Annotated in this window: 17 protein-coding genes; 10 read left to right on the top strand and 7 right to left on the bottom strand. The window is 71.0% G+C overall.

The features are described 5' to 3' along the window. Position 1: 1 nt before the first annotated feature. The 4 genes from ACV7NM_RS23310 to ACV7NM_RS23325 all read left to right on the top strand — a co-directional run bounded on the left by ACV7NM_RS23310 (position 2) and on the right by ACV7NM_RS23325 (position 3,178). Complete coding sequence (locus tag ACV7NM_RS23310; RefSeq protein WP_463412094.1) at positions 2–721, top strand: YggS family pyridoxal phosphate-dependent enzyme; 720 nt, start codon at positions 2–4, stop codon at positions 719–721. A 164-nt stretch (positions 722–885) separates the two neighbouring features. After that, entirely contained in the window at positions 886–1,494 is a 609-nt protein-coding gene (locus tag ACV7NM_RS23315; protein WP_463412095.1) for a cell division protein SepF, read from the top strand. Between the two features lie 60 nt (positions 1,495–1,554). Continuing rightward, positions 1,555–1,851, top strand: a complete 297-nt coding sequence (locus ACV7NM_RS23320) for a YggT family protein (RefSeq protein ID WP_053689581.1) — start codon at positions 1,555–1,557, stop codon at positions 1,849–1,851. A gap of 82 nt (positions 1,852–1,933) precedes the next feature. Next, positions 1,934–3,178 (top strand): DivIVA domain-containing protein, encoded by a 1,245-nt coding sequence (locus ACV7NM_RS23325; protein ID WP_463412096.1) that lies wholly within the window; start codon positions 1,934–1,936, stop codon positions 3,176–3,178. Between the two features lie 481 nt (positions 3,179–3,659). On the opposite strand, the gene ileS is transcribed toward ACV7NM_RS23325, so the two are convergent. After that, positions 3,660–6,806: an isoleucine--tRNA ligase gene (gene ileS / locus ACV7NM_RS23330; protein ID WP_463412097.1), complete on the bottom strand. Its 3,147-nt coding sequence runs from the start codon at positions 6,804–6,806 to the stop codon at positions 3,660–3,662. Between the two features lie 525 nt (positions 6,807–7,331). Here ileS and ACV7NM_RS23335 point away from each other — a divergent pair. The 5 genes from ACV7NM_RS23335 to ACV7NM_RS23355 all read left to right on the top strand — a co-directional run bounded on the left by ACV7NM_RS23335 (position 7,332) and on the right by ACV7NM_RS23355 (position 12,206). Next, positions 7,332–8,387 (top strand): TraR/DksA C4-type zinc finger protein, encoded by a 1,056-nt coding sequence (locus tag ACV7NM_RS23335; RefSeq protein ID WP_463412098.1) that lies wholly within the window; start codon positions 7,332–7,334, stop codon positions 8,385–8,387. 109 nt (positions 8,388–8,496) lie between these two features. Next, positions 8,497–9,057, top strand: coding sequence for a signal peptidase II (lspA, locus tag ACV7NM_RS23340; protein WP_463412099.1), 561 nt, complete (start codon positions 8,497–8,499; stop codon positions 9,055–9,057). A gap of 41 nt (positions 9,058–9,098) precedes the next feature. Next, positions 9,099–10,040, top strand: coding sequence for an RluA family pseudouridine synthase (locus tag ACV7NM_RS23345; RefSeq protein ID WP_463412100.1), 942 nt, complete (start codon positions 9,099–9,101; stop codon positions 10,038–10,040). After that, the gene (locus tag ACV7NM_RS23350; protein ID WP_463412101.1) at positions 10,037–10,501 is read left to right on the top strand and encodes a GNAT family N-acetyltransferase; all 465 of its coding nucleotides are present in this window, start codon (positions 10,037–10,039) and stop codon (positions 10,499–10,501) included. Before ACV7NM_RS23345 ends, ACV7NM_RS23350 begins: the two co-directional genes overlap by 4 nt. Before the next feature lie 112 nt (positions 10,502–10,613). After that, positions 10,614–12,206, top strand: coding sequence for a Na+/H+ antiporter (locus ACV7NM_RS23355; RefSeq protein ID WP_463412102.1), 1,593 nt, complete (start codon positions 10,614–10,616; stop codon positions 12,204–12,206). Between the two features lie 3 nt (positions 12,207–12,209). On the opposite strand, the gene ACV7NM_RS23360 is transcribed toward ACV7NM_RS23355, so the two are convergent. Next, positions 12,210–13,250 (bottom strand): mechanosensitive ion channel family protein, encoded by a 1,041-nt coding sequence (locus ACV7NM_RS23360; RefSeq protein ID WP_463414040.1) that lies wholly within the window; start codon positions 13,248–13,250, stop codon positions 12,210–12,212. A 55-nt stretch (positions 13,251–13,305) separates the two neighbouring features. Between ACV7NM_RS23360 and ACV7NM_RS23365 the strand changes: the two genes are divergently transcribed. Further along, entirely contained in the window at positions 13,306–13,875 is a 570-nt protein-coding gene (locus ACV7NM_RS23365) for a dienelactone hydrolase family protein (RefSeq protein WP_463412103.1), read from the top strand. 150 nt (positions 13,876–14,025) lie between these two features. On the opposite strand, the gene ACV7NM_RS23370 is transcribed toward ACV7NM_RS23365, so the two are convergent. The 5 genes from ACV7NM_RS23370 to ACV7NM_RS23390 form a co-directional block, all read right to left on the bottom strand. After that, positions 14,026–14,973 carry a zinc metalloprotease gene (locus tag ACV7NM_RS23370; protein WP_463414041.1) on the bottom strand — a complete coding sequence of 316 codons (948 nt, stop codon included), beginning with the start codon at positions 14,971–14,973 and terminating at the stop codon, positions 14,026–14,028. A 223-nt stretch (positions 14,974–15,196) separates the two neighbouring features. Beyond that, the gene (locus ACV7NM_RS23375; protein ID WP_463412104.1) at positions 15,197–16,855 is read right to left on the bottom strand and encodes an alkaline phosphatase D family protein; all 1,659 of its coding nucleotides are present in this window, start codon (positions 16,853–16,855) and stop codon (positions 15,197–15,199) included. Between the two features lie 101 nt (positions 16,856–16,956). After that, positions 16,957–17,751 (bottom strand): DsbA family protein, encoded by a 795-nt coding sequence (locus ACV7NM_RS23380; RefSeq protein WP_463412105.1) that lies wholly within the window; start codon positions 17,749–17,751, stop codon positions 16,957–16,959. A gap of 54 nt (positions 17,752–17,805) precedes the next feature. Continuing rightward, positions 17,806–18,498: a hypothetical protein gene (locus ACV7NM_RS23385; RefSeq protein ID WP_463412106.1), complete on the bottom strand. Its 693-nt coding sequence runs from the start codon at positions 18,496–18,498 to the stop codon at positions 17,806–17,808. A 100-nt stretch (positions 18,499–18,598) separates the two neighbouring features. After that, on the bottom strand, positions 18,599–19,924 hold the full coding sequence (locus tag ACV7NM_RS23390; protein ID WP_136215246.1) for a DUF2252 domain-containing protein: 1,326 nt from the start codon (positions 19,922–19,924) through the stop codon (positions 18,599–18,601). Between the last annotated feature and the right edge of the window lie 2 nt (positions 19,925–19,926).

Raw genomic sequence — 19,926 nt, forward strand, 5'->3', positions numbered from 1 at the left:
TATGATGGACCGTAAGTCGGAACTCGTGGAGAACCTCGCGCGGGTGGAGGGGCGGATCGCCTCCGCGTGCGCCGCGGCCGGCCGCGCACGGGACGAGGTGACCCTGATCGTGGTCACCAAGACATATCCGGCGAGCGACGTACGACTGCTGGCGGACCTGGGTGTCCGTCATGTTGCGGAAAATCGCGACCAGGACGCCGCCCCCAAGGCCGCGGCCTGCGCGGATCTGCCCCTCGACTGGCACTTCGTGGGACAGTTGCAGACGAACAAAGTCCGCTCCGTGGCGGGATACGCGCACGTGGTGCAGTCGGTCGACCGGTCGAAGCTCGTCACGGCGCTGTCCGCCGCCGCGGGGAACGCGGGGCGTGAGATCGGCTGCCTCGTACAGATCGCCCTCGACGCCGAGTCGGGCGAACGGGGAGCGCGGGGAGGGGCGGCGCCCGACCTGCTTCCGGAACTGGCGGAACTCGTGGCGGGCGCACCGGGACTGCGGCTCGACGGTCTCATGACCGTGGCCCCGCTGGCAGGTCCCTACGCGGGGCGCGAACGGGCGGCCTTCGAGCGGCTGATGGAATTGTCATCCGGCCTGCGCGTCGACCATCCGGCTGCCACGATGGTGTCGGCCGGAATGAGCGCGGACTTGGAACAGGCCGTGTTGGCCGGTGCGACACATGTGCGCGTCGGTACTGCGGTACTCGGCGCGAGACCCCGGCTCGGGTAACGTCGCGAAGAAAGTCGGACCACAGCAGAAAATATGGTCATTTCCGCCGATGAGCGGACAGGCCACGTGGATCGCGGGCAGTTGGTGACATCACCGACAAATCCTTCGCCGGTACGGCGGCACCTGCGACAGGGCGATCCACCACAGAGCGGAGGACTCGGAGAATGGCCGGCGCGATGCGCAAGATGGCGGTCTACCTCGGCCTCGTGGAGGACGACCGGTACGACAACCCGGGGTACGACCCCGATGACGAGTTCGAGCCCGAGCCGGAGCCGGAACGGGATCGCCGGCGTCAGCCACCCGCGCACCAAACGCCCGAACCGGACGAACCGGTACGGGTCGTACAGCCTCCGGCGCCACGGGAACCCGCCCCGGCGCCGGTGGAAAACGGACGTCCGGCGCGAATCGCACCCGTGGCATCCATCACACCTGACCGCACCAGCATGGAGAAGAACGCCCCCGTGATCATGCCCAAGGTCGTCTCCGAGCGGGAGCCGTACCGCATCACGACGCTGCACCCCCGGACCTACAACGAGGCCCGTACCATCGGGGAACACTTCCGTGAGGGCACTCCGGTGATCATGAATCTCACGGAGATGGACGACACCGACGCGAAGCGTCTGGTCGACTTCGCCGCCGGCCTCGTGTTCGGTCTGCACGGCAGTATTGAACGCGTGACACAGAAGGTGTTCCTGCTGTCGCCTGCTAACGTCGATGTCACGGCGGAGGACAAGGCCCGCATCGCGGAGGGCGGGTTCTTCAACCAAAGCTAGACCGATCCGTCAGACACGGGGCCGGGAACAGAGCGGGAGCAGGGGAGAGGGAAGCACGGGATGGGCGTCGCACTGCAGGTGGTCTACATCGTGCTGATGTGCTTCCTTATCGTGCTGATCTTCCGACTGGTCATGGACTACGTGTTCCAGTTCGCACGCTCATGGACACCCGGCAAGGCGATGGTGGTCGTTCTTGAGGCCACCTACACTGTCACCGATCCACCGCTCAAGCTTCTCCGGCGTTTCATCCCGCCGTTGCGTCTCGGGGGCGTGGCACTCGACCTGTCCTTCTTCGTTCTGATGATCATCGTTTACATCCTCATCAGTTTCGTGAGCACCGCTGCGAGAAGCGTGTGAACGATGAGCTTCTCCGCGCGCGCGGGGACGATCCCGATACGGTCTTGCCGACTGCCGACGACTACGTAGAGGTGAAGAAGACATGCCGCTGACTCCCGAGGACGTGCGGAACAAGCAGTTCACGACCGTCCGCCTGCGAGAAGGCTATGACGAGGACGAGGTCGATGCCTTCCTCGACGAGGTCGAGTCCGAACTGACGCGCCTGCTGCGCGAGAACGAGGACCTGCGCGCGAAGCTGGCCGCCGCCACGCGAGCCGCCGCGCAGAACCAGCAGCAGCAGGGCATGCGCAAGCCCGAGCCCCAGGACCAGCGAGGCCCCGGCGGCCCCGTCCCGGCGGCCATATCCGGCCCGCCGCAGCAGCAGCAGCCGCAGATGGGCCCGCCCCAGCTGCCGGGTGGCCAGCCGCAGCTGCCCGCCGGTCCCGGCGGCCACGGCCCGCAGGGCCCCGGCCCGCAGGGCCCCGGCCCGATGGGCGGCCCCATGCAGCAGCACACCATGGGCGGCCAGCCGCAGCAGATGGGCCAGCAGCAGATGGGCCAGCAGGGCATGCAGCAGCAGGGCATGCAGCAGCAGGGCATGCAGCAGCAGTCCATGGGCGGCCAGAACCCGCTCGGCCAGCCCATGGGTCAGCCGATGGGCCAGCAAATGCAGCCGATGGGGCAGCAGATGCAGCCCATGGGCCAGCAGATGCACCAGCAGCAGCCGCAGCTCCCGCAGCAGGGCCCAGGTGGCGACAGCGCCGCCCGCGTCCTGTCGCTCGCGCAGCAGACCGCCGACCAGGCGATCGCGGAGGCCCGCTCCGAGGCCAACAAGATCGTCGGCGAGGCCCGTAGCCGCGCCGAGGGCCTGGAGCGGGACGCCCGCGCCAAGGCCGACGCGCTGGAGCGGGACGCGCAGGAGAAGCACCGCGTCGCGATGGGCTCCCTGGAGTCCGCCCGCGCCACGCTGGAGCGCAAGGTCGAGGACCTGCGGGGCTTCGAGCGCGAGTACCGTACGCGCCTCAAGTCCTACCTGGAGTCGCAGCTGCGCCAGCTGGAGACCCAGGCCGACGACTCCCTCGCCCCGCCGCGCAACCCGGCCGGTCCGGCGCTGCCGCCGTCGCCGTCCCCGTCGATGGCTCCGGCCGGTGCGATGGGCCACTCCATGGGCGGCCCGTCCCCCATGGGCGGTCCCTCCCCGATGAACGGCGGTCCGTCCTACGGCGGTCAGCAGCAGATGTCCCCGGCGATGACGCAGCCGATGGCTCCGGTGCGGCCGGCTGCGCCGCAGCCGATGCAGGCGCCGTCTCCCATGCGGGGCTTCCTGATCGACGAGGACGACAACTAGGCGGTCGTCGTCGCCGCCTGTCTGTCGGCAGCAGCGGTTCGGGCCGGGCCCGGTTCCCCTTCGGGGGCACCGGGCCCGGCCCGTTTCGCTTTCCCGGCCGCCGCGCCGCCGCTGCCGCTGCCGGGGCCGGCGCCTCAATCGCCGGCGGGGCTGGATTTGGGCCGGGCTCGGCCTTCGGGTGCGGCGCCGTTGCCGGGGCTCCGCTCCGGACCCCGCGCCTCAATCGCCGGCGGGGCTGGTTCTGGCCGGCGGGGCTGGATTTGGTCGGGTGGGGCTGGCATTCGGCCCGGGCCTTGGGGGCCCGGCAGTGGTGGGTGGTTGCAGCCTCGCCGGCGATTGGGGCGCGGGCGCGGAGCGCCGTGTAGGGGCTGGAGCCGCGCCGGCGATCGGGGCGACAACGGTGGAGGGCGCAGCGGCGCCGCGCGGGATACGGCTGTGGCCCGGACCCCGCGCGGGGGGCCGGGCCACGGGGCCGGAGGGGCTACGCCTTGCGGAGGCGGAACGTCAGGCCGAGGGGTTCGTCCGTGAACGGGTCGCCGTACGTCGCGTCCGCCTCGCCGGAGGCGAAGTCCGTCGCCAGGACCTCGTCCGCGATCAGCGCCGCGTGGTCCGTCAGGGCCGTCACGACCTCCGCGTCCGAGGCGGACCACCGCAGGGCGATCCGGTCCGCCACGTCCAGGCCGGAGTTCTTCCGGGCCTCCTGGATCAGGCGGATCGCGTCACGCGCGAGGCCCGCCAGCCGCAGTTCCGCAGTGATCTCCAGGTCCAGCGCCACCGTCGCGCCCGAGTCGGACGCCACCGACCAGCCCTCACGCGGGGTCTCCGTGATGATGACCTCCTCCGGGGTGAGGGTGACGCTCTCGCCGTTCACCTCCACCGAGGCCTCGCCCGAGCGCAGGGCCAGGGACAGGGCCGCCGCGTCGGCCGCGGCCACCGCCTTGGCGACGTCCTGCACGCCCTTGCCGAAACGCTTGCCCAGGGCACGGAAGTTGGCCTTCGCCGTGGTGTCCACCAGCGAACCGCCGACCTCCGACAGGGAGGCCAGCGAGGAGACGTTGAGCTCCTCCGTGATCTGGGCCTGGAGCTCGGGGGACAGGGCGTCGAAACCGACCGCCCCGACCAGCGCCCGCGACAGGGGCTGACGGGTCTTGACCCCGGACTCCGCACGGGTCGCGCGCCCCAGCTCCACCAGGCGCCGGACCAACTGCATCTGCTGTGACAGCACCGGGTCGACCGCCGAGGCGTCCGCGACCGGCCACGACGACAGGTGCACGGACTCCGGGGCCTCCGGGGTCACCGGCACGATCATGTCCTGCCAGACCCGCTCCGTGATGAACGGGGTCAGCGGGGCCATGAGCCGGGTCACCGTCTCCACCACGTCGTGCAGCGTGCGCAGCGCGGCCGCGTCGCCCTGCCAGAAGCGGCGGCGCGAACGACGGACGTACCAGTTGGAGAGGTCGTCCACGAAGGAGGACAGCAGCTTGCCGGCGCGCTGGGTGTCGTAGGACTCCATCGCCTCCGTGACCTCGGCGGTCAGCGTGTGGAGTTCCGACAGGAGCCAGCGGTCCAGGACCGTGCGGTCCGCCGGGGCCGGATCGGCGGCCGAGGGCGCCCAGTCGGCGGTGCGGGCGTACAGCGCCTGGAAGGCGACGGTGTTCCAGTACGTGAGGAGCGTCTTGCGGACGACCTCCTGGATCGTGCCGTGGCCCACGCGGCGCGCCGCCCACGGGGAACCGCCGGCCGCCATGAACCAACGCACCGCGTCCGCGCCGTGCTGGTCCATGAGCGGGATGGGCTGGAGGATGTTGCCCAGGTGCTTGGACATCTTGCGGCCGTCCTCGGCGAGGATGTGGCCCAGGCAGACCACGTTCTCGTACGACGACTTGTCGAACACCAGGGTCCCGACCGCCATCAGCGTGTAGAACCACCCGCGCGTCTGGTCGATGGCCTCCGAGATGAACTGCGCCGGGTAGCGCTTCTCGAAGATCTCCTTGTTCTTGTACGGGTATCCCCACTGCGCGAACGGCATCGAACCCGAGTCGTACCAGGCGTCGATGACTTCCGGCACGCGGACCGCTTCGAGGGAGCAGCCCTCGTGGGTGCAGGTGAAGGTGACGTCGTCGATGTACGGGCGGTGCGGGTCCAGGGCCGACTGGTCCGTGCCCGACAGCTCCGAGAGCTCGGCGCGCGAGCCGACGCAGGTGAGGTGGTTCTCCTCACAGCGCCAGATCGGCAGCGGGGTGCCCCAGTAGCGGTTGCGGGACAGCGCCCAGTCGATGTTGTTCTTCAGCCAGTCCCCGAAGCGGCCCTGCTTGACCGAGTCCGGGAACCAGTTCGTCTTCTCGTTCTCCCGCAGCATCGCGTCCTTGACGGCGGTGGTGCGGATGTACCAGGACGGCTGCGCGTAGTAGAGCAGCGCGGTGTGGCAGCGCCAGCAGTGCGGGTAGCTGTGCTCGTAGGCGATGTGCTTGAAGAGCAGGCCGCGGGCGTCCAGGTCGGCCGTCAGCTTCTCGTCGGCCTTCTTGAAGAAGACGCCGCCGACCAGCGGGACGTCCTCCTCGAAGGTGCCGTCGGGACGGACCGGGTTCACGACCGGCAGGCCGTACGCGCGGCAGACCGCGAGGTCGTCGGCGCCGAAGGCGGGGGACTGGTGGACCAGACCCGTACCGTCCTCGGTCGTGACGTACTCGGCGTTCACGACGTAGTGGGCGGGCGCGGGGAACTCCACGAGCGCGAAGGGGCGCTCGTACGTCCAGCGCTCCATCTCCTTGCCCGTGAAGGACTCGCCGGTGGTCTCCCAGCCCTCGCCCAGGGCCTTCTCCAGCAGGGGCTGGGCGACGACCAGCTTCTCCTCGCCGTTGGTCGCGACGACGTACGTGACCTCGGGGTGCGCGGCCACGGCCGTGTTGGAGACCAGGGTCCAGGGGGTCGTCGTCCAGACCAGCAGGGCGGCCTGACCGGCGAGGGGGCCGGAGGTCAGCGGGAAGCGCACGTAGACCGAGGGGTCGACGACCGTCTCGTAGCCCTGGGCCAGTTCGTGGTCGGAGAGGCCGGTGCCACAGCGCGGGCACCAGGGGGCGACGCGGTGGTCCTGGGTGAGCAGACCCTTGTTGAAGATCTCCTTGAGCGACCACCACACGGACTCCACGTACTCGGGGTCCATGGTGCGGTAGGCGTCGTCCAGGTCGACCCAGTAGCCCATCCGGGTCGTGAGCTCCGCGAACGCGTCGGTGTGACGGGTCACCGAGTCGCGGCACTTGGCGTTGAACTCGGCGATCCCGTACGCCTCGATGTCCTGCTTGCCGTTGAAGCCGAGTTCCTTCTCGACGGCGAGCTCGACGGGCAGGCCGTGGCAGTCCCAGCCGGCCTTGCGGGCGACGTGGTAGCCGCGCATGGTCCGGAAGCGCGGGAAGACGTCCTTGAAGACGCGGGCCTCGATGTGGTGGGCGCCGGGCATGCCGTTCGCGGTTGGCGGGCCCTCGTAGAAGACCCACTCGGGGCGGCCCTCGGACTGGGCCAGGGTCTTGTCGAAGGTCTTGTTCTCGCGCCAGAAGTCGAGGACGGCGTGCTCGAGGGCAGGCAGGTCGACCTGGGCGGGTACCGGGCGGTACTGCGGCGGTGTGGTCATGAGGCTGAACTCTTCCTCCGGCGGGATGCGACTTCCGTCCGGAGGGACGAGAGCCGTCTGCTGCTCCCGCGGTACCACCCTCCTTGGCCGCCGGCGGCGCCGGTGGCCCCCTCATTGGGGTGCGAAGCCGGTTCTACTCGCCGTCGTGACGGCTTTCTTCCGGCGGCTCCGGGGTGATCCTTCACATCGCGCTCGCCCCCGGGCTCTCACCGTCCCCGGGTCGCTCCTGGCTGCGTCCGACGCTACTCGTCCCCATCCATGCCTTTCGCTGGGCCCAGTGTACGGGGCGGGGCGGTGCGCGGCCGACCGGTTTACCGGCCGGGGATGGGGCCCCGGGCAGGCCAGGCGGGGGCCCCCGCGTGACCCGGATGGGCCGACGCGGCCGGTCCGGGCCCTGTCGGGACGGGAGGGGCGGATTACCGGGCTTCCGGCTGGGCACAACGGATGCAGGTTGACCACGACGGATGCGCGCCCCGTTGCCGTGGGGCCGGAGCCGATTTATCGTTCCGGCACGATTCGCGAGCAATGATCACAGTATGTGAAGGGGCCGCGGCCATGGTGGCGAAGAAGACCGCCGGGACTACCGAGAAGGCTGTCGGAAAGGCTGCCGAGGCCCGCGCCGAGACGGACGCCCCGGCCGGGAAGGGGAACGCTGCCAAGACCGCTACCAAGAAGGCGGCCGGGAATCCCGTGCGGGCCGCGAAGAAGGACGCCGTGCGGAAGAGCGGCGCAAAAAAGGCATCAGCGAACAAGGCGTCAGCGAACAAGGCATCCGCGACCGAGGCATCCGCGATCAAGGCACATGTGAAGAAGGCAGTCGTGGACAAGACAGCTGTGCAGAAGCCGCCCGCGACCACGGCACCGGCGACCGAGCCGTCCGCCAAGAAGGCACCCGCCAAAAGGGCGCCGGTCAAGAAGGCAGCCGCGAAGAAGGCACCGGCCAAGACGGCGCCGGCCAAGAAGGCGCCCGCGGAGAAGGCGACGGCCACGGCCGCCGTCAAGAAGACGACGGCGAGGAAGGCCGCGGCCAAACCGGCCGCGGTCGAGGGGGCGGCGCAGGCCGCGGAAGAGACTGGAGCCCGCACAGTGGTTGCCAAGAAGAGCACCGCCGCGACGCGTCAGACGGCCGAGGCCGCCACCAGCGGCCTCCCCAAGGCGGCCACCGCCGCGGGCCCCGTCACCCCCGGCCGGCTGCCCGTACGCCCCGGCGAGGACCCCTGGACACCCGACGAGGTCGCCGACGCCCGGTCGGAACTGACGAGCGAGGTGCTGCGGCTGCGCGCCGAGCTGGAGGCCTCCGAGCAGGCCATCACGGGTCTCATGCGGGACTCGGGCGACGGCGCGGGCGACGACCAGGCCGATACGGGGACCAAGAACATCACCCGGGAGTCCGAGCTGGCCCTCGCGGCGAACGCCACTCTGATGCTGGAGCAGACCGAGCGCGCCCTGGAGCGGCTGGAGGCGGGCACGTACGGCTTCTGCGAGAACTGCGGGAAGCCCATCGGCAAGGCCAGGATGCAGGCCTTCCCGCGGGCCACCCTGTGCGTGGACTGCAAGCAGAAGCAGGAGCGGCGGCACTGATCCGGCCCGGCCGGGCGGAGCGGCTCACGGGACCCTGACGTACCCTCGTGTCTCGTCGGGGTCCAGGAACCTGCCGGGAACCTGGTTCGTGCTAGTTCGAGGGACTCACGTGGCAGAGGCGGAGCGCATCATCGGTACGCCGGACGTCGGGGACGGCGCGGAGCCGGAGCCGACCGCGCCCAGGGGGCGTCGGCGGATCGCGGCGCTGCTCGTGGTGGCGGTACTGGCGTACCTGATCGACCTCGGCAGCAAGATGGTCGTCGTCGCCAAGCTGGAGCACCGGCAGCCGATCGAGATCGTCGGGGACCTGCTGAAGTTCGAGGCCATCCGCAACCCCGGGGCCGCCTTCGGCTTCGGCGAGGCCTTCACGATCATCTTCACCTGCATCGCGGCCACCGTGATCGTCGTGATCGTCCGGCTGGCCCGCAAGCTCTACAGCCTCCCGTGGGCGATCGCGCTGGGCCTGCTGCTGGGCGGCGCCCTGGGCAATCTGACCGACCGGATCTTCCGTTCGCCCGGCGTCTTCCGCGGCGCCGTCGTCGACTTCATCGCGCCCGCCCACTTCGCCGTGTTCAACCTGGCGGACTCGGCGATCGTGTGCGGCGGCATCCTGATCGTCCTGCTCTCGTTCAAGGGTTTGGACCCGGACGGCACCGTCCACGAGGACTGATCGCGGGACGGCCCCGCTGTCGAGTCCTGCATACTCGACGGGTGAGTACGATTCCCGAGATCCGCACCCTGCCCGTTCCCGATGGCCTCGAGGGCGAGCGCGTCGACGCCGCCATCGCCCGTATGTTCGGATTTTCCCGGACGAAGGCGGCCGAACTCGCGGCTGCGGGGAAGGTGGCGGTCGACGGCAGCGTCGTCGGGAAGTCCGAGCGCGTGCACGGTGGCGCCTGGCTGGAAGTCGAGATGCCCGCGCCCGCGCGGCCGGTCGAGCTCGTCGCCGAGCCGGTCCCGGGCATGGAGATCGTCCATGACGACGACGACATCGTCGTCATCATGAAGCCGGTCGGCGTCGCCGCCCACCCGAGCCCCGGCTGGACCGGGACCACCGTCATCGGCGGCCTCGCCGCCGCCGGCTACCGGATCTCGACGTCCGGCGCGTCCGAGCGCCAGGGCATCGTGCACCGCCTCGACGTCGGCACGTCCGGCCTGATGGCCGTCGCCAAGTCCGAGCGCGCGTACACCTCGCTGAAGAACCAGTTCCGGGAGCGCGTCGTGGACAAGCGCTACCACGCGCTGGTCCAGGGCCACCCGGACCCGATGAGCGGCACCATCGACGCGCCGATCGGCCGGCACCCGAGCGCGGACTACAAGTGGGCCGTGACCCAGGAGGGCAAGCCCTCCGTCACCCACTACGACCTGATCGAGGCCTTCCGCGCGGCCTCGCTGCTGGACATCAAGCTGGAGACCGGCCGTACGCACCAGATCCGCGTGCACATGTCCGCCCACCGCCACCCCTGCGTGGGCGACCTGACCTACGGCGCCGACCCGACCGTCGCCAAGCGACTCGGGCTGACCCGCCAGTGGCTGCACGCCGTGCGCCTGGGCTTCGAGCACCCCGCCGACGGGCAGTGGGTGGAGTTCGAGAGCGGCTACCCGGCGGACCTCCAGCACGCCCTGGACGTGATCCGGGCCGAGAGCGAGTGACGGCCTTCACCCTGCGAGTCGCGGACTGCGAGGCGGATCGCGCGGCGTGCTTCGCGGTGCGCCGCCAGGTGTTCGTGATCGAGCAGTCCGTGCCGGAGTCGATCGAGTACGACGCCTACGACGCGGGCGCCGTGCACGTGCTGGCCGAGGGGTCCGACGGGAAGCCGCTGGGCACCGGCCGGCTGCTGTACGGGCCCGACGTCCTCGGCAAGACGGGCTCCCCGGAGGTCGGCTCCCTCGGGCGGCTCGCCGTGAGCGCCGCCGCGCGCGGGCTGGGCGTGGGCGCCGCCCTGGTGCGGGCCATCGAGACGGAGGCCGGCCGGCGGGGTCTCACCGCCGTGGACCTGGGCGCGCAGACGCATGCGCTGGGCTTCTACGAGCGCCTGGGCTACGTGGCCTACGGCCCGGAGTTCCAGGACGCGGGCATCCCGCACCGTGCCATGCGGCGCAACCTGCCGTAACGTGCCGGGGTCGCGCCTCAAACGCCGGCGAGGCTGAATCGTCGCCCCGACACGTGGGCGGGGGGAGCCGCCCGCCCCCAGGGAAGCGGCAGCGTAATGGCAGGGTGGGGGAGTGGATCAGCTCGCTCTGCTTTTCGTACTGTTGCTCGGCGCCGTGGTCACCGTGCCGCTCGGGGACCGGCTGAGGCTGCCCGCGCCCGTCCTGATGACCATCGGCGGGGTGGTGCTGGCGCTCGTGCCGGTCGTGCCGAACGTCGACATCCCGCCCGAGTACATCCTGCCGTTGGTGCTGCCGCCACTGCTGTACGCCTCCGCGCAGCGCACCTCCTGGCGCCAGTTCGCCGCCAACGTCCGGCCGATCCTGCTGCTGGCGGTGGCGCTGGTCTTCGTGACCACCGCGGCCGTCGCCGCCGTGGCGAACGCCGTGGTGCCCGGGCTGCCGTTGGCCGCCGCCGTCGCCCTCGGCGCGCTCGTCGCCCCGCCCGACCCGGTCGCGGCCACCGCCGTCGCCGGTCAGCTGGGACTGCCGCGCCGGCTGGTGTCGATCCTGGAGGGCGAGGGCCTGTTCAACGACGTCACCGCGATCGTGCTCTACCACGTGGCCGTCGGCGCCGCCGTCAGCGGCAGCTTCTCCTGGCCTGACGCCCTCGGGGAGTTCGTGCTGTCCGCCGTGGTCGCGCTGGCGGTTGGTCTGGCCCTCGGGTGGCTCACGAACCGGCTCATGGGCCGGCTCGGGGACGCCACGCTGCAGATCGGACTGACGCTGCTGGTTCCGTTCGTCGCGTACACCGTGGCGGAGGAGCTCCGGGGCTCGGGCGTACTCGCCGTGCTGGTGACCGCCCTGTTCCTCGCCGAATACGCGACCGACGCCGACGACGTGCTGGGGCGGCTGGCCGGGCACACCTTCTGGGAGATCGTCGACACCCTGGTGACCGGCGTCGCGTTCGGGCTGATCGGCCTGGAGCTGCACCACGTCTTCGGTACGGCGGGCGGCCGCGAGGAGCAGATGGCGCTCTGGGCGGCGGTCATCGTGCTGGTGGTCGTCGGCGTCCGGCTCCTGTGGCTGCTGCCGGCGGGCTGGCTGGCGAAGCGGCTGCACAAGCGCCGTGACTACGCCGAGGAGATCCCGGTGAGCTGGCGGGAGAGCACCGTCATGTGGTGGGCGGGGATGCGGGGCGTGGCCTCGGTGGCGCTGGCACTGGCGATCCCGCTCAAGACGGATGCGGGGGAGCCCTTCCCGGCGCGGGACCAGATCGTCTTCATCGCCTTCGCCGTGATCATGGTGACACTGCTCTGTCAGGGGCTGACCCTGCCCTGGCTCGTGCGAAGGCTTGGGGTCGAGGCCGACGAGGACCTGGAACGGGAGACGGAGCGACGGCTCGCCATCCGCGCCGCCAAGGCCGCCAAGCAGCGGTTGCAGGAGATCGAGGGGGCCGAGGACCTCCCCGACGACCTGCTGGAGGTCCTGTACCGCAGGGCGTACGACGTGGGGGCCAGGATCAGCCCCGACATGGTGGACGAGGAACGGCGCGAGGCCTACGCGAAGCGGGTGGAGCGCATCCGCGACGTCCAACGCATCCAGCGGGAGATGATGTCGGCGGCCCGGCACGAGGTGTTGGCGGCGCGCAGCGAACCCGGCGCCGATCCGGAGATCGTCGACCGGGTCCTGCGCCACCTGGACGTGCGCAGCCTGCGCAATCCGTAGCGTCTAGGCGGACCCGCGGACCGCGTCGACTGTCGTCAGGCGGGGGAGGGCGTAGGGGTGGCAGGCCACCAGCCAGGCGATGAGGCGTTCGCGGACCGCGCACCGTACGGTCCACACGTCATCGGCGTCCTTGGCCGTGACCATGGCCCGGACCTCGATGGTGTTGGGTGTGGTGTCGGTCACCACCAGGCCGCTCGCGCGACCGTCCCACTCCGGGGTCTCCTTGAGGATCACCGCGAGCTGCTCGCGCATCAGGTCGATCGGCGCCGAGTGGTCCAGGTGCAGGAAGACCGTGCCCGTCATCTGCGCGCCGCCGCGGGACCAGTTCTCGTACGGCTTGCTGGTGAAGTACGAGACCGGCATCGTGATGCGGCGTTCGTCCCAGGTGCGCACCATCAGGAACGTGAGGGTGATCTCCTCCACCGTGCCCCACTCCTTGTCCACCACCACGGTGTCCCCGATCCGGACGGTGTCTCCGAAGGCGATCTGCAGACCGGCGAAGAGGTTGCCCAGGGAGGACTGCGCGGCGACGCCGGCCACGATGCCCAGCACACCGGCCGAGGCCAGCATCGAGGTGCCGACCGTCCGCATCGCCGGGAACGTCAGCAGCATGGCCGCGATGGCGACCACGGAGACGACCGCCACCACCACCCGCTGGATCAACGTCACCTGGGTACGGACCCGGCGGACCCGGGCGGCGTCGCGGGAGCCGGAGGCGTAGCGGGCGTAGCCGGAGTCGACTATCGCCGTGGCGATCCGGACCAGGAGCCAGGCGGTGGAGGCGATGAGGACCAGGGTCAGGGCCCGGCCGACGCCGTCGGCGTGTTGCGGCAGGATGCGCGCCGAGCGGTAGGACCCTCTGAGCAGCGCGGAGCACAGCACGATCTGGAACGGCAGCCGGCAGCGGCGCAGCAGGTCCCACAGGGGCGTCTCGTGGTGCCTGGCGTCGGCCCGGCGCAACAGCACGTCGAGCACCCACCCGGCGAGCAGGGTGATGATCAGCGAGCCGCCGATGACCGCGACGGGGCGAAGGACGTTCTCCATCTCCATGCGGGCAACCTAACCGGATCGCGCTTTCGGAAACTGGCACGATGGGGGAATGAACATCCTGCTCTTCCATTCGACGTACGGGCTGCGGCCCGCGGTGCACGCGGCGGCCGACCGGCTGCGCGCGGCGGGACACACGGTCCTGGTCCCCGACCTCTTCGAGGGGCGTACCTTCCAGACCGTCGAGGAGGGCATGGCCCACCAGGACGAGATCGGCCGTGACGAGCTGCTCAAGCGGGCCGTCCTGGCCGCCGCCCCCCACTCCGACCAGGGGTTGGTCTACGCAGGCTTCTCGTTCGGCGCCTCGCTGGCCCAGCACCTGGCGTTGCACGACGAGAAGGCGCGCGGGCTGCTGCTCCTGCACGGCACCTCGGACCTGGAGGACGACGCCTCGGTCGACGGACTGCCGGTGCAGTTGCACGTGGCCGACCCGGACCCGTTCGAGCCGCACGACTGGTTGACGGCCTGGTACCTGCGGATGCGGCGGGCCGGGGCGGACGTGGAGGTCCACGGCTACCAGGGCGCCGGGCACCTGTTCACCGATCCGGGACTCGACGACTACGACGCGGAGGCCGCCGAGCAGACGTGGAAGGTCGCGCTGGCGTTCCTCGACAGCTTGTAGGAACTCGTAGGCGCGGCGCCGGCCCGTGGGCGCGTCGGGGGAGGGCGCGGGCAGGGGCCCGGTCCGGCTCTCGCCGGGCCGGGCCCCTGTTCACGTGGCCGCCGTCCGCCGCCGCCGCGGCGGGCGCCGATCAGGCACCGCGGGTGCTGATCAGGCGCGGTAGGCGGTCCACATGCTCTTCATGCGGGCCACCTGGCCGGCCGTGAACTGGTACATGCAGGAGTCGTACGTGTAGTCCATGAAGTTGTGGATGGGGTCGACACCGGTCTTGTTGGTGCAGCTGTCACGGCCGGTCGGGCACTCGAACGCGGCGCTCTGCTCGGCCGGGGTGTCGGCCACGGAGTCACCGCTGCCCGAGCAGCCGCCCTGGAAGGTGTGGTACAGGCCCATCCAGTGGCCGACCTCGTGGGTCGCGGTGTCGCCCTCGTTGTAGTTGGTGGCGGAGCCGCCCGGCAGCGAGGTGTTGAGGATGACCACGCCGTCCATCGTCGGCTGGGAGGCGTAGGAGCTGGGGAAGGTGGCCCAGCCGAGCAGCCCGCCGCCGAGGTTGGCGGTGTAGAGGTTCAGCGCGTTCTTGCCGCCCTTGCGCAGGGCGCCCTTCATGTCCTTCTCGGCCTGGGTGCCGTCGGAGACGTTGTACCAGGCGGCGTTGTCCGTGTAGTCCGTGCCGGCCAGGCTGAACTGGTAGCCGGAGTCCACGTTGCCGGTGCCCTTGCCGCTGTAGGCGGCGTTCAGGACGGAGAGCTGGTTGTTGATGTCGGTGGCCGTCAGCTTGCCGGCGGTGCCGGAGGTGATGACGTGCACGTACACCGGGATGGTGGTCGCGGCGGTGGCGCCCGCGCGCATGCCTTCCAGCTGCTGGGGGCCGAGCTGGGACAGCTTCTTCTTGAGGTCGGCGTCCATGGACTTGACCTGGGCGTCCGAGACCTCGTTGGGGTCGGCCGCGTGGTGGTCCTTGGGGCGGGCGACGCGGGCGGCGGCCGGGGCGTCGGTGGACTGGCCGGGCGTACATGCCTCGGCGGACTTGGCCGCGGCGACGGTGGTGGGAGCCGTCAGGGGGGCGAAGGCCAGGGTGCCGGCCAGGACGGCCGTACCCATGAGGCGGCGGCGGAGCAGGGGGGATATGCGGGCGTTGGCGCGCACGTTGACTCCTCGCGAAGCGTGGTGGGGGGTGAGGTACGTCCTCACGCTGACGCGCAGCTTACGTGTGCATGTCATCGGAATGGCAAGATCTCGTAGGTTAAAGATTTGTTGCCGATGACGCGGAAAGGGGGCCTGGTATGAACCAGACCCCCTCCCCGACCGCAAATTTGACGTTACGTCAGCGAACCGGGCGGTCGGCCCGTTCCACCTTCTGCGTGCCGTTCAGGGTGCGGTACGAGCGCTCCCACGCCGAGGTGGCGTCCTGGCGCCGCTTGTCCGAAACGATGTAGTAGTCCATCTGCGCGCGCTCGGCCGTCACGTCCAGCACGCCGTACCCGTGCGCGTCCATGTCCAGCCATTTGACGTGCCAGTTCGCGGTCTTGATGGCCGTTTCGGCGACCAGCGAGGCGGTGTCGGCCGGGACGTGCAGCAGATCGTCGATGTTGTCGGAAGTCACCGACGTCACCACGAACTCGGTCGCCGCCGAGCCCGAGGCCGGGTAGGTCGCCTTGTCCACCGGGACGTCGTTCGCCCACGCCATGTGGATGTCGCCGGTCAGGAACACCGTGTTCTTGATGCCCCGGTCCTTCAAGTGGCCCAGGAGTTCCCTGCGATCGTCGGTGTAGCCGTCCCACTGATCCACATTGACCGCTATCCCGCCCTCGGGTAGCCCGAGCAGTTTGGTGAGCGGCTGCAGCAGGTGCGCGGGCAGCGAGCCGAAGGCCACCGGCGAGATCATCACCGACGTGCCGACCAGCTGCCAGGTCGCGCGCGAGGCCGAGAGCCCCGACTTGAGCCAGTCCAGCTGGGCGCGCCCGGTGATGGTGCGCTCCGGGTCGTCGACCGCGCCGCTGCCGATCGAGGCCTGCTGGGAGCGGAAGGTGCGCAGGTCCAGCAGGTGCAGATCCGCGAGGGTGCCGAAGCGCAGCCGACGGTAGACGGTGCCGGCGATGGAGGGGCGTACGGGCATCCACTCGAAGTAGGCCTGCTTGGCGGCGGCGGCGCGGGCCGACCAGTCGCCCTCGGCGCCCGGAGTGTGGTTCTGCGCCCCGCCCGACCAGGAGTCGTTGGCGAACTCGTGGTCGTCCCAGATCGCGATGATCGTGTGCGCGGCGTGCAGCGCCTGGAGGTCGACGTCCGTCTTGTACTTGCCGTGCCGGGTGCGGTAGTCGGCGAGGTTGATGATCTCGTGCTTCGGCTCGTGCGGGCGCACGACGTACTTGGCCTCCGGGTAACCCCCGCTCTCGTACTCGTAGATGTAGTCACCGAGGTGCAGGACCGCGTCGAGGTCGGCCCGGGCGGCCAGGTGACGGTACGCGGAGAAGTAGCCGGCCTCCCAGTTGGCACAGGAGACCACGCCGAAGCGCACGCCCTGCGCGCTCGTGTCGGCGGCGGGGGCGGTCAGGGCCCGGCCCACGGGGGAGACGCCGGCGCCGGCGGTGAACCGGTACCAGTACACGGTCTTGGGCCGCAGGCCGCGTACGTCCGCCTTGACGGTGTGGTCGGCGGCGGCGGTCGCGGTGACGGACCCGCTCGCGACGACGCGGGAGAAGGACTTGTCCTCCGCGACCTCCCAGCCGACCCGGGTGTCCGGGCCCAGGCCGGAGCCGGGCACGGCGTCGGCGGTCGGGGTGACGCGGGTCCACAACAGGATCCCGTCGGGCAGCGGGTCGCCGGAGGCGACGCCGTGCAGGAAGGCGGGGGCGGGCTCCGCCGCGTGGGCGGCGGTGGCGCCCAGGGTCACGATCGGCGCCAGCGCGGCCGTGGCGGCGGCGGCCTTGACGACCGTACGGCGGCGGGGGTGCGCCGAGGCGGCAGAAGAGAGATGACTGGTCACGGCCGATCATATTACTGACCGGTACGGCTTCGGGGATACCCTCGGTAAGGCAACGGGCGGGCGAACTCCAGGAGTTGGCCCGCCCGTTGCCCGCGGGGGGATCAGCCCGCCAGGGCCTTGTCGATCGCCGCCGTGTACGCCTCGGGCGTCGACGGGGTGTCGATCTTCTTGCCGTCCATCTTGAGCGTCGGCGTGCCCTTCACCCCGGAGTCGTTGAAGGACTTGGCCATGTCCATGGCCCACCGGTCGTACGTGCCGTCCTCGACGGCCTTCTTGAAGTCGGCGTTGCCCTTGAGCGCCGGAACCGTGTCCGCGACCTTGAGCAGGTAGTCGTCCTTGGCGAAGCTGTCGACGGTCTCGTCCGGGTGCAGCTCCTTGGAGTACAGCGCGGCCTTGTAGTCGAGGAAGGCCTCGGGGCTGACGTTCAGCGCCGCGCCGAGCGCGCTCAGCGCGTTCTTGGAGCCCTCGCCCTTGGCGCCGTTGTCGATGAAGGTGGCGCCGATGTAGCGGAGCTTGTACTTGCCCGCGTCGACGTCCTTGCGCACCTGGGCGCCGACCGACTGCTCGAAGGCGGCGCACGCCGGGCAGCGCGGGTCCTCGTAGAGCTCCAGGGTCTTCTTCGCGTCCGCCTTGCCGACGACGACCGTCAGACCGCCGTCACCCGTGGTGTTCTTCGGCTTCACCAGCTCAGCCGTGGCGGCCTTCTCCCAGTAGGAAGGCTTGCTGTTCTGCACGACCAGGTAGCCGACGCCGCCCGCGATCGCGAGGACGCCGACGACGGCGCCGGCCACGATCGCCTGGCGGCGCGCCCTGGCCCTCTTGGCCTGCTTCTCGCGTTCGACGCGCAGCCGCTCGCGGGCCGCCGCCTTGTTCGCCTGGCTGTTGCGTGCACTCATGTCGATCTCCGTGGGTGTGCCGTGGTGCGAAAGGAAAGGGGTCTGCCGTACCGGTCAGGCGCTCGCGAGCGCCCCACGCCGTACGGGAGGTCCCCTCCGTCCCACGGAATGCGCCGGGAACCGGGTACGGGCGCCCGCGCCCTCGGGAGCCGGGGGCACCGCCCGCCGCGCCGGCCCTCCGGCCGCGACCACCGAGGCCACCGCCAGGAGCAGCGGCCGGAAGGCGAGGACGCCCACCGCCCGCAGCAGCCGGCCGAGCACCCGCTCCCCGTACCGCAGCCACGCGGCCGCCAGCAGGCCCGCCGACACGTGCGCGCCCAGCAACAGCCAGGGGGTCCACGGCCCGGGCGTCGCGAGCAGCGCGGCCGGGTCGGAGGGCGGCGGCGCCATCCCGGGCAGCGGGCCGCCCACCGGGGCGCCGCCGCAGAGCCCGTCCAGGCCCAGCGCGTGCAGCGGCCCGGCGACCGGACCGCCCGCCGGGCCGTAACAGAAGTGCTGCCCGGCGGTGAAGGCGGTGTCGGCCGCCAGCTCCAGCGGCACGAGCAGCCCGGCGATCGCACCGAAGCCACGCTCCCGGCCGGCCACCGCGAAGGCGAGCGCGAACACGGCGGCGAAGGCCCCGCCCACCAGCGCCGGCGGCAATGGCACCCGGGACAACAGGACGTGCGAGCCCGTCGAGAGCAACACGACGAGCGCGCTGAACAGCGCGGCCCGCAGCCCTCGAAGCCCTGCACCGGATATGTCCATCCCGGCGAGTCTGCCACGACTCCCTGTGAATCAGGGCCCGGGGGCCGCACGGGCCCCACGCCTTGGCCGAAGAGGACCGGCGGCGTGACGGGCGGACCGGCTAGGGGGTGAGGCGACCGTTGCGGAACAGGTCCACGAAGATCTGGTGGTCCGCCCGCGCCCGGGCCCCGTAGGCGTGGGCGAAGTCGACGAGCAGCTCGGCGAAGCCCTCCTCGTCGGCGGCGATCGCCGCGTCGATGGCACGCTCGGTGGAGAAGGGGACCAGGGAGTGGCCGCTCTCCGCCTCGTCCGCCGACGCGTGCATGGTCGCCGTCGCCCGGCCCAGGTCCGCGACGACCGCCGCGATCTCCTCGGGGTCGTCGAGGTCCGACCAGTCCAGGTCCACGGCGTACGGGGAGACCTCGGCCACCAGCTGTCCGGCGCCGTCCAGCTCCGTCCAGCCCAGCCACGGGTCGGCGTGCGCCTGCAGGGCACGCTGGGAGATCACCGTGCGGTGCCCCTCGTGCAGGAAGTACTCCCGCACGGCCCGCTCGGTGATGTGCCGCGACACCGCCGGGGTCTGCGCCTGCTTGAGGTAGATCACGACGTCGTTCTCCAGGGCGTCGCTGTGCCCCTCCAGCAGGATGTTGTACGAGGGCAGCCCGGCCGAGCCGATGCCCACGCCGCGCCGACCCACCACGTCCTTGACCCGGTAGGAGTCCGGACGCACCAGGGACTCCTCCGGCAGGGTCTCCAGGTATCCGTCGAAGGCGGCCAGCACCTTGTAGCGGGTGGCCGCGTCCAGCTCCAGCGTGCCGGGACCGGAGGTGAAGCGGCGCTCGTAGTCCCTGATCTCGGTCATCGACGCGAGCAGCTCGAACCGGGTCCGCGACCGGGCCGCGCGCAGGGCCCCCAGCAGCGGCCCCTCGGCGGTGTCCAGGGTGAAGGAGGGGACCTCCTCGTGCTTGGCGCCGGTCGCCAGCCGGTGGATGCGCTCCCGGTAGGCGCCCGCGTAGGTCCGCACCAGCTCGCTGATCTGCCCGTCGCTGAGCGCCTTGGTGTAGCCGAGCAGGGCGACGGAGGCCGCGAACCGCTTGAGGTCCCAGGTGAAGGGGCCGACGTACGCCTCGTCGAAGTCGTTGATATTGAAGATCAGCCGGCCGTTGGAGTCCATGTACGTGCCGAAGTTCTCGGCGTGCAGGTCGCCGTGGATCCAGACCCGGCCCGTGCGCTCGTCCAGGTACGGGCCGCCGTGCCGGTCCCGCTCCAGATCGGCGTAGAACAGGCAGGCCGTTCCCCGGTAGAAGGCGAAGGCGGAGGCCGCCATCTTCCGGAATTTCACCTGGAAGGCAGCGGGGTCGGCGGCGAGCAGCTCACCGAAAGCGGTGTCGAACACGTCGAGTATCTGCTCGGCGCGCTGCTCGTTCGTCGTCTCGGGGACCGCCATGG

It is taken from the genome of Streptomyces sp. Tek67B01 (genome assembly GCF_055231995.1).